Origin of the sequence: Amycolatopsis sp. NPDC098790 (assembly GCF_044759945.1) — a bacterium.
Lineage (GTDB): Bacteria > Actinomycetota > Actinomycetes > Mycobacteriales > Pseudonocardiaceae > Amycolatopsis.
The window spans coordinates 1160263-1172696 of record NZ_JBIWAI010000002.1 but is presented as its reverse complement, the minus strand read 5'-3'; the positions used below and the strand labels follow the sequence as shown (position 1 = coordinate 1172696).

Sequence of the window (12434 nt, the reverse complement as noted above, 5' to 3'; positions counted from 1 at the left end):
GGAAACAGTGTTCTAATCCTGTTTCTCACTCACGACCGGGCCGCGTCAGAAGTCGAAGCCGCCGGGGCGGTCGTTGCGGTCGGCCAGTAGGCCGGCCAGGGTCGCGATCGCGATCTCCGGCGGCGTGCGCGAGCCGATGTTGAGGCCCACCGGCCGGTGCACGCGGGCGATGTCCTCGTCGGTCACGCCGAGGCCGCGCAGGGCGGCCACGTGCGGGCCCGGGTGCCGCGGGTTGCCGAGCACGCCGATCCAGCGCGGGTTCCCGCCGAGCGCGGCCTTCAGCACCTCGCCGAGCTCGGGCCGGTGGTGGTCGGTGACGACGACGTCCGCGGAGCCGTCCAGCGGCGGCAGCGTCGTGGCCGCCTCGATGCCGTCGGGCACGTCGGTGGCGCGCGCGGCGTCCGGCTCGAACAGCGCCACGTGGTAGCCGAGGTCGCGGGCGAACTTCAGCAGGTACCGCGAAACCGGCGACGCGAACACCGCCACCAGGGTCCGCACACCGGGGTCGGCCTCGGCCGTGCCGTGGGCGACGTCGCAGGTCTCGCTCATGCCGCCCAGTGTGTCAGCCGCCGCCCTGTTCGCCCACCGTCACGCGGAACTGCCACAGGTCGAGCTTGCCCTTGACGAGCACCAGGTACCCATCGGTCACGCGCAGCACGACCCGCTGCTGCGGCGACGACGGCCGCGGCGGCCGGTGCTGCTTGGCCAGCCGGTACGCCTCGCCGAACGCGGTGTCGCGGTCGGCGTACCCGGCCGCGTCGGCGACTCCCCAGCCCCGGTTGTCGCCCGCGCCGCCTTGTTCTTCGATGACCACCCACCACGTACTCATGCCCGTACGACGCAGCCGGAGGCCCCGGAGTTTCAGATTTCCTCGAGCACGCTCAACCGGAAGTGGAACGTCGACGTCCGGCCCTCGACGATCACCAGGTACCCGCCGACCCCGCGCAGGACCTTCCGCGACTTCGGCGACCACGGGTAGACGGGCTCGTACTCCCGCGCCAGCCGCTCCGCCTCGGCCTCGGCGGTCGCCTGATCGTCGTAGGGAAACGTCTCGGACAACGACCAGCTGCGCCCGTCACCCGCGCCGCGCTGCTCCTCGACGACCACCCACCAGCTCATTCGGGCGCCGTCACGGTCTCGCCGAGCGTGACGCGGAAGTGGAACGTCGCGGTCCGGCCGGTCGCGATCACCAGGTAGCCGTCACCGACCCGCAGGACCTTGCGCTCCTTGACCGCCGACGGGTGCACCGGCTCGTGCTCGAACGCCAGCCGCCTCGCCACCTCGTCGGCGTGGGCGCGGTCGCCGCCCGCCGGCTTCGTCTTCGTGACGTTCCAGGCGCGCGCGTCCCCGCCGCCGCGTTGCTCCTCGACGACCACCCACCACACGTCAGACCTCCGGCTCGGCGAACTCGAAGTACTCGGGCAGCGGCGCGGTCCCCGCCAGCCGGAAGTACCGCACCTTCCGCCGCCGCCGCAGGCGCAGCGTGTCGCGGACGGCGTCGTTGTGGACGCGCCGGGCGATCACCACCCGGTGCTCGGCGTCGGTGAGCTCCTCGGCCAGCTCGGCGGGCAGGCCCGTCCGGTCGACGCGGCTCAGCTGCAGCGTCAGGTCGCCCTCTTCGGCTTCGCGGTCCGCGCGCGGTGCCGCTTCGGCGCGTTCGGCCGACGTCCGCAGCCCGGTGTCGCCCAGCACCACCGCGACCGCGCGGGCCACCACCGCGCGGCGGGCCAGCGCCGCGTCGAGCGCGGCCCAGCCGGCGTCCATCCGGACGTGCAGGCGGTCGAGCCGGTTCGCCGTCGCCACCAGGAAGAGCCCGCCCAGCACGACGACCAGCGCCAGCAGGGGAAGCAGCCAGCCGAGCACGCTCACCGGGCCGGCTCCCGCTCCGGCGCCGCGACGCGCCGCGGGTCGGCGGCCACGGCCGTCTCGTAGACCCGCAGCACCTGCGTCGCCACCACCGACCAGTCGAACATCGTGACCCGCTCCCCCGCCGCGGCGGCCAGCGACGCCCGGCGCGCCGGATCGCCGAGCAGTTCGCGCAGCCCGTCCGCGAGGGCCTCGGGGTCGCCGGTTTCGACGAGCATCCCGGCGTGGCCGTCGTCGAGCACCCGCCGGAACGAGTCGAGGCCGCTGGCCAGCACCGGGGTCCCGGCCGCCATCGCCTCGGTGAGGATCATCCCGAAGCTCTCGCCGCCGGTGTTGGGCGCGCAGTAGACGTCGACGCTGCGCAGCGCTTGGGCCTTGACGGCGTCGTCGGCCTGGCCGAGCAGCTCCAGGTGCGGTGCCAGTTCGGGGCCGGCGTCGCGGCGCAGCTGCTCGGTGTCGCCCCGGCCGACCACCACGAGCCGCAGGTCCTCGAACTCCGGCAGGATCCGCCGCAGCGCCTCCAGCAGGACGCCCATGCCCTTGCGCGGCTCGCCGAAGCGGCCGACGAACCCGACCGTGCCGCCCGCCCGCGGATAGCCCGGCAGCGGGGTCGCCGAGGAGAAGAAGCCGACGTCGACGCCGTTGGGGATCTCGACGGCGTCGCCGCCCGCGTGCTCCACCTGGACCCGGCGGGCCAGCGCGGAGACCGCGATCCGCGCGGTGATCTTCTCCAGCAGGGGCCGCAGCACCGGCTGGAACGCCGACAGCGTGCGCGAGCGCGTGGTCGCGGTGTGGAACGTCGCCACGATCGGGCCGTCGGCGATGAGCAGCGCCAGCAGCGACAGGCTCGGCGCGGCCGGCTCGTGCAGGTGCAGGACGTCGAAGTCGCCGTCGCGGATCCAGCGCCGCACGCGCGCGTAGGACACCGGGCCGAACTGCAGCCGCGCGACCGAGCCGTTGTACGGGATGCCGAGTGCCTTGCCCGCCGGGTGGACGAACTCCGGGAGCTCGGCGTCTTCGTCGGCGGGCGCCAGCACGGACACCTGGTGACCGCGGGAGAGCAGGGCCTTGGTCAGGTCGATCACGTGCCCCTGGACCCCGCCGGGCACGTCGAACGAGTAGGGGCAGACGATCCCGATCCGCATCGGGCGCGCGGCCACGGCTCAGCTCGCTTCTTCGAGGCTGACCCGCTCGCCGGCCTCGAGGTCGGCGGGCCAGAACTTCTGCAGCATGTGCCAGTCGGCCGGGTGCGCGGCGATGTCGCCGGCGAAGATGTCGGCCAGCGCCTGGGTGGCGGCGGCGACCTCGGCGCGTGCGGTGACGCGGATGCGCGGGTGCAGCCGGATCTGCCAGCCGTCCTCGGTGAACCAGCAGCCGGCCGGGATCAGCGCGGCGCCGGTCGTGGCGGCCAGCCGCGCCGGGCCGCCGGGGAAGCGGGCCGGCTCGCCGAAGAACTTCACCGGGATCCCGCTCGTGGTCAGGTCGCGGTCCCCGACGAGGCAGACGGCCTTGTTCTCGCGCAGCCGCTTCAGCAGCACGCGCATCGCCGAGCTGTCGCCGGTCAGCGGCACGATCTCGAAGCCGAGCGACTCGCGGTACTCGACGAACCGGCGGTAGAGCGACTCGGGCTTCAGCCGCTCGGCCACGGTCGTGAAGCCGCCGAGGTAGTCGGCCAGCCAGACGCCGGCGATGTCCCAGTTGCCGCTGTGCGGCAGCGCCATCACCGCGCCGTTGCCCTCGGCGAGCGCGGCGTCGAGGTTCTCCACGCCGGTGATCGACCCCGCGACCTTGGCGCTGACCTCCTTCTGGTCCATCGACGGCAGCCGGAAGGTCTCGTGCCAGTACCGGGCGTACGAACGCATCGCGCGGCGGGTCAGCTCGTCCATCTCGACCGGGTCGGCCTGCGGGACGACGCGGGCGAGGTTGGCGCGCAGCTGCCGCACGCCGCCGCCGTCGCGCCGGACGGCGAGGTCCGCGCCGAGCGAGAAGACCGTGCCGCCGAACCCGGCGGGCAGCCAACCGGCGAGCTTCCACCCGGCCGCGTAGCCGAAGGCGCTCAGCCGCTCGCTCAGCGCACTCATGCCCGCTGCTCCCCGGCGGCCGCTTCCCGCGCCGCCTTCGCGACGCCGGCGAAGCGCTGCAGCAGCGTGATGACCGACAGGACGGCCAGCAGCCAGAGCGTCACGTCCACGGTGTACGGGACGCCGAAGCCGTGCAGGCCGGTGCCGACCAGGGCGATGATCAGCCGCTCGGCGCGTTCGACGAGCCCGCCGTCCACCGGCAGGCCGGAGGCGTCGGCGCGGGCCTTGACGTAGGAGATGACCTGGGCGAGCACCAGGCACAGCAGCGCCGCGGCGGCGGCCGGGTGGTTGTCGTCGACGACGAAGCACCACCAGGCGATCGCGGCGAACAGCGCGCCGTCGACCAGCCGGTCGCAGGTGGCGTCGAGCACCGCCCCGAACGGCGTGCCGTAGCCGCGGGCGCGGGCCATCGCGCCGTCGAGGAGGTCGAGCATGGCGAAGCCCCACACCGTGAAGGTGCCCCAGAGGAGGTAGCCGTTCGGGAAGAAGGCCAGGGCGCAGACGACGGCGCCGGCGGTGCCGAGCACGGTCATCGCGTTCGGGGTCAGCCCGACGCGGACCAGCGCCTGGCCGATCGGATCGGTGACGCGGGAAACGGAGGCACGCGCGAAGATATTGAGCATCGGTTCGTCTGAGGCACCTGGCTACGAGGGTCGGGTGGGCGAATGCAGCCTATCCACCCGCTCCGGCGAACCCGACGCGCCGCCCCGGCTCAGCCCGATTTCGGCAGCGCGACGACGTCGGCGCGGTACTCGCGCGCCTCTTCGGCGGCCTGCGCGGCGGCGCATTTCGGCGAGAGCCGCTGCCGGATCGCGGCGCTGATTTCCCCGAGCGCGGTGACCTGCTCAGGCGTCAGCGGGTCGAAGAGGCTCTCGCGGACGGCCTCGACGTGGCCGGGCGCGGCCGCTTCGAGCGCGGCGAAGCCTTCCTGGGTGAGCACGGCCCAGGCGCCGCGCTTGTCGGTCGGGCAGGCTTCGCGGCGCACCCAGCCGTTGGCCTCCAGGCGCGCGACGGCGTGCGAGAGCCGGCTTCGCGACGCCTGGCGGGCGTCGGCGAGCTCGCTCATCCGCAGCCGGCGGCCTTCGGCCTCGGAGAGCGCGACGAGAACTTCGTAATAGGTGTGCGGCATGCCCGAGTCGTGCTGCAGCTGGCCTTCGAGGTGCGCGCTGAGCATGCGGGTGGCCGCGTTGAACTCACGCCAGACGCGCTGTTCGTCGTCGCTGAGCCATCGGGTTTCGGACATACCCCCATCATACCCTCGGTTGAACACTCAATAAGGGTTTTCCGGCTCCGCCGAATTGGTGCTCACCAGGCGTCGGCCAGCAGGTCCCGCGTCTCGCCCAGCAATTGCGGCAGCACCTTCGTCTGCCCGATGATCGGCATGAAATTGGCGTCCCCGCCCCACCGCGGCACCAGGTGCTGGTGCAAGTGGGCCGCGATGCCCGCGCCCGCGATCACGCCCTGGTTCAGACCGATGTTGAAGCCGTGCGCGCCCGACACCGCGCGGATCACCTTCATGGCGTGCTGGGTGAACTCCGCGACCTCGCGGGTCTCCTCGACCGTCAGCTCGGTGTAGTCCGCGACGTGCCGGTACGGGACCACCATCAGGTGCCCCGGGTTGTACGGGTACAGGTTCAGCACCGCGTACACGGTCTCGCCGCGCGCGACGATCAGCCCAGTCTTGTCGTCCAGGGACGGGATGCGGCAGAACGGGCAGCCGGTGTCCTCGTCGCCGTCCGGCTTGTCCTGGCCCTTGATGTAGGCCATCCGGTGCGGGGTCCAGAGGCGCTGGAACGCGTCCTGGACCCCGACTCCCTGCTGCTCGACGAGTTCGGGACCCTCGCTCACCGAACGACCGTCTCCAGCGCGTCGGCCGACGGCGACGCGTTCTCCCGCCGCTCGACCCACGCCGCGATCGCCTCGACCGCCTTCGCCACCGGCACGCCGTTGATCTGGCCGCCGTCGCGGAAGCGGAACGACACCGCGCCCGCCTCGACGTCCTTCGCGCCGGCCAGCAGCATGAACGGCACCTTCTGCGTGGTGTGCGTCCGGATCTTCTTCTGCATCCGGTCGTCGCTCGCGTCGACCTCGGCGCGGATGCCCTTGGCGCGCAACGCCTTCTCGACGCCCTGCAGGTACTCGACCTGGTCGGCGGTGATCGGGATGCCGACCACCTGCACCGGCGAGAGCCACGCCGGGAACGCGCCCGCGTAGTGCTCGGTCAGCACGCCGAAGAACCGCTCGATCGAGCCGAACAGCGCGCGGTGGATCATCACCGGCGTCTGGCGCGAACCGTCGGGGGCGGTGTACTCGAGCTCGAACCGCTTGTTCTGGTTGAAGTCCAGCTGGATCGTCGACATCTGCCAGGTGCGGCCGATGGCGTCCTTGGCCTGCACCGAGATCTTCGGGCCGTAGAAGGCCGCGCCGCCCGGGTCCGGGACCAGTTCGAGGCCGGAGTCGACGGCGGCCTGCCGCAGCGTCTCGGTGGCCTCCTCCCACTCCCAGTCCTCGCCGATGAACTTGTCGGAGTCACCGCGGGTGGACAGCTCGAGGTAGAAGTCGGAAAGGCCGTAGTCGGCCAGCAGGTCGAGGACGAACTTCAGCAGCGACCGGAGCTCGCCCGGCATCTGCTCCTTGGTGCAGTAGATGTGCGAGTCGTCCATCGTCAGGCCGCGGACGCGGGTCAGGCCGTGCACCACGCCCGACTTCTCGTAGCGGTAGACGGTGCCGAACTCGAACAGCCGCAGCGGCAGCTCGCGGTAGGACCGCCCGCGCGAGCGGAAGATCAGGTTGTGCATCGGGCAGTTCATGGCCTTGAGGTAGTAGTTCTCCTCGTCGAACTGCACCGGCGGGAACATCGTGTCCGCGTAGTACGGCAGGTGGCCGGAGGTGTGGAACAGCTCGCCCTTGCTGATGTGCGGCGTGTTCACGAACTCGTAGCCGGCCTCCTCGTGGCGGCGGCGCGAGTAGTTCTCCAGCTCCCGGCGGATGATGCCGCCCTTGGGGTGGAACACCGGCAGGCCGGAGCCGATCTCCTCGGGGAAGGAGAACAGGTCCAGCTCGGCGCCGAGCTTGCGGTGGTCGCGGCGCTCGGCCTCGGCGATGCGCTCCAGGTAGGCGTCCTGCGCCTCGGTGGATTCCCAAGCCGTGCCGTAGATCCGCTGCAGCTGCGGGTTCTTCTCGCTCCCCCGCCAGTACGCGGCGGCGACGCGGGTCAGCTTGAAGGCCGGGATGAACTTCGTCGTCGGCACGTGCGGGCCGCGGCAGAGGTCGCTCCAGACCCGTTCCTTGGTGCGCGGGTCGAGGTTGTCGTAGATGGTGAGCTCGCCTTCGCCCACCTCCATGACCTCGTCGGTGTCCACTTCGGACTTGAGGTCGACCAGCTCGAGCTTGAACGGCTCGTCCGCCAGTTCCTTCTTCGCCTCGTCCACGGAGTCGAAAACGCGCCGCGAGAACTGCTGGGCGCCCTTCACGATCTGCTTCATGCGCTTTTCGAGCGCCTGCAGGTCTTCCGGGGTGAACGGCTTCTCGACGGCGAAGTCGTAGTAGAAACCGTCCTTCACCGGCGGGCCGATGCCGAGCTTGGCGTCCGGGAACTGCTGCTGCACGGCCTGGGCGAGCACGTGCGCGGCCGAGTGCCGGATGACGCTGCGGCCGTCTTCGGTGTTCGCGGCGACCGGCTCGACCTCGGCGTCGGCTTCCGGCGCCCAGGCGAGGTCGCGCAGCTTGCCGTCGGCGTCGCGCACGACGACGATCGTGTTCTCGCCCTTGGTCGGCAGACCGGCTTCGCGGACCGCCGCGCCCGCCGTAGTGCCCGCCGGTACCACCACGCGGGAGGCGGCCACGGGGGAAACGGGGGGCGGCTGCGACACGATCGGCTCCTCAAGCTGGAGTGACAGAGATGACGCCGTCGATGCTAGTCGGCGGCGCTCGCGTGCCTCACGCGCGTGGCGCGAACGCCGGACGGGCCGCCCCCGGTTCCGGGGACGGCCCGTCCGATCGAGGTCAGAGGGTTTCGACGACCTGCTCGAAGTCCAGCCGCGGCAGGCGGTCGAACCAGGGGTTCTCGCCCGGCTTGCCGACGTTGACGACGACCAGCGAGCGCCACTTCTTGTCCGCGAAGAACTCGTCGTCGACGCCCTGGGCGTCGAAGCCGGTCATCGGGCCGGCGGCCAGCCCGGCGGCGCGCACGCCGATGATGAAGTAGCCGACCTGCAGCAGCGAGTTGAGCTTCGAGAACTCGACGCGGCCCTGCTCGTCGGAGAAGTTGTCCTTCACCCCCGGGTTGTGCGGGAACACCTGCGGGATGTTTTCGTGGAAGTCGACGTCCGCGGCGAGCACGACGGTCAGCGGCGCGGCTTCGGTCTTGTCCCGGTTGCCCGGCGACAGGTGCGGCAGCAGGCGGGCCTTCGCCTCGGCGGTCCGGAGCACCAGCGCGCGCAGCGGCTGGGTGTTCATCGACGTCGGGGCCCACTTGACGAGGTCGTAGATCGCGCGGACCTGCTCCTCGGTCACCGGCTCGGAGCTGAAACTGTTGGCCGTGCGCGCCTCGCGGAAGAGGAGGTTCTGGACGTCCGCGGGCAGCTCGAGGGCCTCGGTCTGCTCGGCAAAGGTGGTCATGGGGCTGAGTTCCTTCCGTGGGTCGGGTACCCCGTGCAACCAAGTTGAGCGTTGAACTATTTCGCGTTCAACCGTGCCGGACCGGTGAAGTGGATCACAAGGGTGATGCGGTGGTCACCCGCTGCGACGAGCGGTTCGCCGTGACCTCGGCGAACGGCGTACCCCCGGCGGCGCGGCGGACGCAGGGGCCGCGTGGCGAACGGGCGCATCCCGGCGGCCGGCCCAGCGGGCTTTGCACCCCATCGGAGCCCCGGAAACGAACACGGCCGCCGACCCCCCTCGGCGGGGATCGGCGGCCGTGGTGCGCGATGCGCGGCGAGGACGGGTCAGTAGGCGCCCTGCCCGCCCATCACCGCGCGGAACGTCTTCCACAGGATCACCAGGTCGAGCGCCAGCGACCAGTCCTCCACGTAGCGCAGGTCGAGCCGGATGCTCTCCGCCCACGTCAGGTCGCTGCGGCCGCTCACCTGCCAGAGCCCGGTCAGGCCCGGCTTCACCAGCAGCCGGCGGCGGGCGTCGGGGGCGTACTGCGCGGTTTCCTCCGGGAGCGGGGGCCGCGGGCCGACGAGCGACATCTTCCCGGCCACCACGTTGAACAGCTGGGGCACTTCGTCGAGCGAATACCGGCGCAGGAAACCACCCACACGGGTGATCCGCGGGTCGCGCTTCATCTTGAACAGCGGACCCGCTCCCTCGTTGTCCTGCTCGAGGGTTTTCCGGATTTCGTCGGCGTTCGTGACCATCGTGCGGAACTTGAGCATGGTGAACGTCGCGCCGTCGCGGCCGACGCGGCGCTGGCGGTAGATCACCGGGCCGCGGTCGTTGAGCTTGATCGCGAGCGCGATCGCGAGCAGCAGCGGGGAAAGCAGCGTCAGCAGGAAGGCCGACCCGGCGCGGTCCACGATCTCCTTCACCACGCGGCGGCCGCCGGTGAACATCGGGGCCGTGACGCGCAGCAGGGGCATCCCCAGCACGCCGGTGACGTTGAGCCGGGGGCCGGCGACCTCCATCAGCACGGGCGCGACGACCATCTCCGCGCCGGTGCCCTCCATGTCCCAGGCCAGGCGCTGCAACCGCTTCGGCGTCCAGTACTGGTCCGCGGTGATCGCGACGACGCGGTATCCGCCGCGCCGCACGTAGCGGGACAGTTCTTCGAGCCGTCCGACGACCGGGACGCCGTCGATCTCGCCGCTGTCGCGGTCGGCGCCGTGGCCCGTGAACGTGCACGCCGCCTCGACGCGCCAGCCGACGTGGACCTCGGACTTGGTGCGCGCGATCAGGTCGGCGACGGTTTCCGGGCTGCCCGCGGCCATGACCGGCAGCAGGCAGAGTCCCTTGGCGCGCTTGCGGTGCAGCACCTGGCGCAGCAGGTACCGCTGCGGGAAGGCGACGAGCGCGATCGCCGGGACGACGACGAACACCCAGACCTGGACCTCGAGCGCGCCGAACAGCAGGCCGCCCAGCGCGACCAGGACGGCCGCGGTGATGAAGCCGCGGCCCAGCGTGCGGTATTCCTCCGCGCCTTCACCGAGCACGCGCGAGCTCCACGCCCGGCTGGCGGGCAGGGAGACGAAGACGGCGAGGATGGTGCCGAAGGCGTGCATGTCGTGCGGGGCAACGCGATCGATGACGAACGCGCTGATCGCGATCACCAGCAGCGTGATGAACACGTCGCTGCCGATGACCCAGGCTCTGTACCTCGCCTCCCAGGCCGCCGGGAGTGCCTTGGGGGACGGCGTGGCGGCCGGTTCGGCCTGCCGGTCGTCCCGCTGGGCGGGGCGGGGAATGGCCTGGAGGTCGATGTGCGGCGGTGGCTGGCTCACCGTGTACGACGGCCGCACCGACTCTTCCATCTGACCTCCCGGGACCAGGGATCGCGTTGGGTCCGCACGCACGCTGCGTCACCGGAAGTGATTTCGTAGAGTCACCACTACTGGATCTCGCGCTGTGCCCGCGGAGGGGCTTCACACGGCAAGGTATCGGCGACCCTCTCAGCATCGTTACAAGGATTTCCAGCCACATGCAGCGCCTCTTTCCCGCCAGAAAATGGCCGCAAGATAACAAGATGATGACGATGCGTAATAGCGCGTATCCCCGGAAAAACTACGGAATGTAGCCAAAGAGACGATGCCCGCACCCGGGTGGACCCACGCTCTTCCGAACGGCCGAACGAGGCCCGCGGCTCTACTGTGGACACTGCGCGCACCGGCTCGTCCACTGTGGACCTGAGCAGCCGGTTCGTGACGGTCGTCGCCGAAGCGTCACGCGCCTGGGTCGTTCCACAGAAGACTGCCGCGACGACGCGCATCAGAAGCAGTTCTGAGGCGCTTGTCGCCGCGGCCCGGAGAGGGTGTCTCAAGCAGATACGGATGATCCGAACGGACCGTTCACTCCGTTTGAAGGTGGGCGGCCTCACAAGGGTGGCCAACCTCACATCGCAATCGCGAAGGGGGTCCGGGGGCGTGCCCCCGACGGGAGCGTGCGGGCTCGGCTCCCACACAACAGAAAGCCCCTGTTCGCATCGGCTGCGAATAGGGGCTCTCTCTGCGAACTCGTGGGCGATACTGGGATCGAACCAGTGACCTCTTCGGTGTGAACGAAGCGCTCTCCCGCTGAGCTAATCGCCCGCTCGCGGTGTTGGACAGAACACTACCGTACGACTTCCGGGCGCCTGCAAACGGGTGGTCTCGGGTGACCACACTCCGCTTACCGGCGAGTACGGAACGAACAACCCCGAGCTAGCCGGGGTTGTGGCCGGTGGGGGCCGCCCGACACGACGTTCGACATCCGTGCGACGGTGCTATCGCCCGGCGACTAAACCGCGCAGTATGGAGCGGTGGGCTCACACGGGGCGCGCCGGTCGATCGCGCGCCGTGGGGGTGAACACGGGCGCGAACGGGGGCTGATGGGCCCGTACGGGTGATGTGCGGCGCACCTGCGACGGAATCGGCCTCCCGATGCGTCCCAGTGGTGACGCCCTCGGCCGGGCCAGGCCGGGAAGGGAGACGAAGGGTAGGACGATGCGCAACGATCACGTGACGCTCCGCTCGACGGCGGTCTTCGACCTGCTGGCGCCGCGGACGCCCGCGGTTCCGGTGAAGGTGGAGCTGCGCTACGACACACGCGACCCGTACGCGGTCGTCGCCGCCTTCCGCACCGGCCGCGCCGGCTGGGTCGAGTGGGTGTACGCGCGTGACCTCCTCGCGGACGGCCTCCTGGCCGACGCGGGTGACGGGGACGTCCGCATCCGCCCTTCGGTCGAGGACCCCGAGTCCGTGCTGATCGAGCTGAACTCGCCCTCCGGGCACGCCATGTTCGAGGCGTCCGCCCAGGAGCTGGCCGACTTCCTCGACCGCACGTATGACGTGGTCCTCCCGGGCAACGAGCACCTGTGGGTCGACGTCGACGACGCGCTCACGCACCTGATCCCGCACGATCTGGCCTGATGACGGGCTTGCAACGGCTCAGTGACACCCCGGTGTCGGAGCCGTTTCCGGGGTCCGATATGGTTTTCCCACACCACGGCGACGGGGTGAGCGACAGGGCCACGGCCCCGGAGCTCCCGAACCGCAGCCGGGAAGTGCGGATGTAGCGCAGCTGGTAGCGCATCACCTTGCCAAGGTGAGGGTCGCGGGTTCGAATCCCGTCATCCGCTCGGAAGGGCTCTCGGGCCTGTCACGGTGGAGTGGCCGAGAGGCGAGGCAACGGCCTGCAAAGCCGTGTACACGGGTTCGAATCCCGTCTCCACCTCGCGCGATTAGCTCAGCGGGAGAGCGCTTCCCTGACACGGAAGAGGTCACTGGTTCAATCCCAGTATCGCGCACCACATGTTTTCGCAGGTCAGAAGCCCTGTCCCTCCCCGGAGGG

General features: G+C 70.8%; 14 protein-coding genes and 4 tRNA genes. 4 read left to right on the top strand and 14 right to left on the bottom strand.

The window, feature by feature from the left end; translation table 11 throughout:
• Nucleotides 1–45: 45 nt before the first annotated feature.
• From ACIQWX_RS19175 to ACIQWX_RS19110, 14 genes are all read right to left on the bottom strand, one after another.
• Nucleotides 46–549, bottom strand: coding sequence for an XdhC family protein (locus tag ACIQWX_RS19175; protein WP_400872360.1), 504 nt, complete (start codon nucleotides 547–549; stop codon nucleotides 46–48).
• A gap of 13 nt (nucleotides 550–562) precedes the next feature.
• Nucleotides 563–829 (bottom strand): hypothetical protein, encoded by a 267-nt coding sequence (locus ACIQWX_RS19170; protein WP_400872357.1) that lies wholly within the window; start codon nucleotides 827–829, stop codon nucleotides 563–565.
• A gap of 32 nt (nucleotides 830–861) precedes the next feature.
• On the bottom strand, nucleotides 862–1119 hold the full coding sequence (locus tag ACIQWX_RS19165) for a hypothetical protein (protein ID WP_400872354.1): 258 nt from the start codon (nucleotides 1117–1119) through the stop codon (nucleotides 862–864).
• Nucleotides 1116–1385 carry a hypothetical protein gene (locus ACIQWX_RS19160; RefSeq protein ID WP_400872351.1) on the bottom strand — a complete coding sequence of 90 codons (270 nt, stop codon included), beginning with the start codon at nucleotides 1383–1385 and terminating at the stop codon, nucleotides 1116–1118. The genes ACIQWX_RS19165 and ACIQWX_RS19160 overlap by 4 nt, the downstream gene beginning before the upstream one ends.
• A 1-nt stretch (nucleotide 1386) precedes the next feature.
• Complete coding sequence (locus ACIQWX_RS19155; RefSeq protein WP_400872348.1) at nucleotides 1387–1869, bottom strand: NUDIX hydrolase; 483 nt, start codon at nucleotides 1867–1869, stop codon at nucleotides 1387–1389.
• Nucleotides 1866–3011, bottom strand: coding sequence for a glycosyltransferase family 4 protein (locus tag ACIQWX_RS19150; RefSeq protein WP_400875818.1), 1146 nt, complete (start codon nucleotides 3009–3011; stop codon nucleotides 1866–1868). The genes ACIQWX_RS19155 and ACIQWX_RS19150 overlap by 4 nt, the downstream gene beginning before the upstream one ends.
• 18 nt (nucleotides 3012–3029) lie before the next feature.
• Entirely contained in the window at nucleotides 3030–3947 is a 918-nt protein-coding gene (locus ACIQWX_RS19145; protein WP_400872345.1) for a phosphatidylinositol mannoside acyltransferase, read from the bottom strand.
• Nucleotides 3944–4570: a phosphatidylinositol phosphate synthase gene (gene pgsA, locus ACIQWX_RS19140; RefSeq protein WP_400872342.1), complete on the bottom strand. Its 627-nt coding sequence runs from the start codon at nucleotides 4568–4570 to the stop codon at nucleotides 3944–3946. Before pgsA ends, ACIQWX_RS19145 begins: the two co-directional genes overlap by 4 nt.
• Nucleotides 4571–4659: 89 nt before the next feature.
• Complete coding sequence (locus ACIQWX_RS19135; RefSeq protein ID WP_400872339.1) at nucleotides 4660–5190, bottom strand: MarR family winged helix-turn-helix transcriptional regulator; 531 nt, start codon at nucleotides 5188–5190, stop codon at nucleotides 4660–4662.
• A 62-nt stretch (nucleotides 5191–5252) separates the two neighbouring features.
• Nucleotides 5253–5795, bottom strand: coding sequence for an HIT family protein (locus ACIQWX_RS19130; protein WP_400872336.1), 543 nt, complete (start codon nucleotides 5793–5795; stop codon nucleotides 5253–5255).
• The gene (gene thrS, locus ACIQWX_RS19125) at nucleotides 5792–7819 is read right to left on the bottom strand and encodes a threonine--tRNA ligase (protein ID WP_400872333.1); all 2028 of its coding nucleotides are present in this window, start codon (nucleotides 7817–7819) and stop codon (nucleotides 5792–5794) included. Before thrS ends, ACIQWX_RS19130 begins: the two co-directional genes overlap by 4 nt.
• A 133-nt stretch (nucleotides 7820–7952) precedes the next feature.
• Entirely contained in the window at nucleotides 7953–8567 is a 615-nt protein-coding gene (locus tag ACIQWX_RS19120) for a malonic semialdehyde reductase (RefSeq protein WP_400872330.1), read from the bottom strand.
• Between the two features lie 326 nt (nucleotides 8568–8893).
• Nucleotides 8894–10420 carry a sugar transferase gene (locus tag ACIQWX_RS19115; protein ID WP_400872327.1) on the bottom strand — a complete coding sequence of 509 codons (1527 nt, stop codon included), beginning with the start codon at nucleotides 10418–10420 and terminating at the stop codon, nucleotides 8894–8896.
• A 702-nt stretch (nucleotides 10421–11122) separates the two neighbouring features.
• Nucleotides 11123–11194: transfer RNA gene (locus ACIQWX_RS19110), tRNA-Val, on the bottom strand.
• Nucleotides 11195–11587: 393 nt separating this feature from the next.
• Here ACIQWX_RS19110 and ACIQWX_RS19105 point away from each other — a divergent pair.
• From ACIQWX_RS19105 to ACIQWX_RS19090, 4 genes are all read left to right on the top strand, one after another.
• Nucleotides 11588–12013 carry an SsgA family sporulation/cell division regulator gene (locus tag ACIQWX_RS19105; RefSeq protein WP_033293569.1) on the top strand — a complete coding sequence of 142 codons (426 nt, stop codon included), beginning with the start codon at nucleotides 11588–11590 and terminating at the stop codon, nucleotides 12011–12013.
• 136 nt (nucleotides 12014–12149) lie between these two features.
• Nucleotides 12150–12222, top strand: a tRNA-Gly gene (locus ACIQWX_RS19100).
• Nucleotides 12223–12246: 24 nt separating this feature from the next.
• Nucleotides 12247–12317, top strand: a tRNA-Cys gene (locus ACIQWX_RS19095).
• 1 nt (nucleotide 12318) lies between these two features.
• Nucleotides 12319–12393: transfer RNA gene (locus tag ACIQWX_RS19090), tRNA-Val, on the top strand.
• Nucleotides 12394–12434 lie beyond the last annotated feature (41 nt).

Bases quoted from the DNA above. Each gene is read 5' to 3' on its own strand.
- ACIQWX_RS19175 (WP_400872360.1), bottom strand. From the start codon at position 549: ATGAGCGAGACCTGCGACGTCGCCCACGGCACGGCCGAGGCCGACCCC.
- ACIQWX_RS19170 (WP_400872357.1), bottom strand. From the start codon at position 829: ATGAGTACGTGGTGGGTGGTCATCGAAGAACAAGGCGGCGCGGGCGAC.
- ACIQWX_RS19165 (WP_400872354.1), bottom strand. From the start codon at position 1,119: ATGAGCTGGTGGGTGGTCGTCGAGGAGCAGCGCGGCGCGGGTGACGGG.
- ACIQWX_RS19150 (WP_400875818.1), bottom strand. From the start codon at position 3,011: ATGCGGATCGGGATCGTCTGCCCCTACTCGTTCGACGTGCCCGGCGGG.
- ACIQWX_RS19145 (WP_400872345.1), bottom strand. From the start codon at position 3,947: ATGAGTGCGCTGAGCGAGCGGCTGAGCGCCTTCGGCTACGCGGCCGGG.
- pgsA (WP_400872342.1), bottom strand. From the start codon at position 4,570: ATGCTCAATATCTTCGCGCGTGCCTCCGTTTCCCGCGTCACCGATCCG.
- ACIQWX_RS19135 (WP_400872339.1), bottom strand. From the start codon at position 5,190: ATGTCCGAAACCCGATGGCTCAGCGACGACGAACAGCGCGTCTGGCGT.
- ACIQWX_RS19120 (WP_400872330.1), bottom strand. From the start codon at position 8,567: ATGACCACCTTTGCCGAGCAGACCGAGGCCCTCGAGCTGCCCGCGGAC.
- ACIQWX_RS19115 (WP_400872327.1), bottom strand. From the start codon at position 10,420: ATGGAAGAGTCGGTGCGGCCGTCGTACACGGTGAGCCAGCCACCGCCG.
- ACIQWX_RS19105 (WP_033293569.1), top strand. From the start codon at position 11,588: ATGCGCAACGATCACGTGACGCTCCGCTCGACGGCGGTCTTCGACCTG.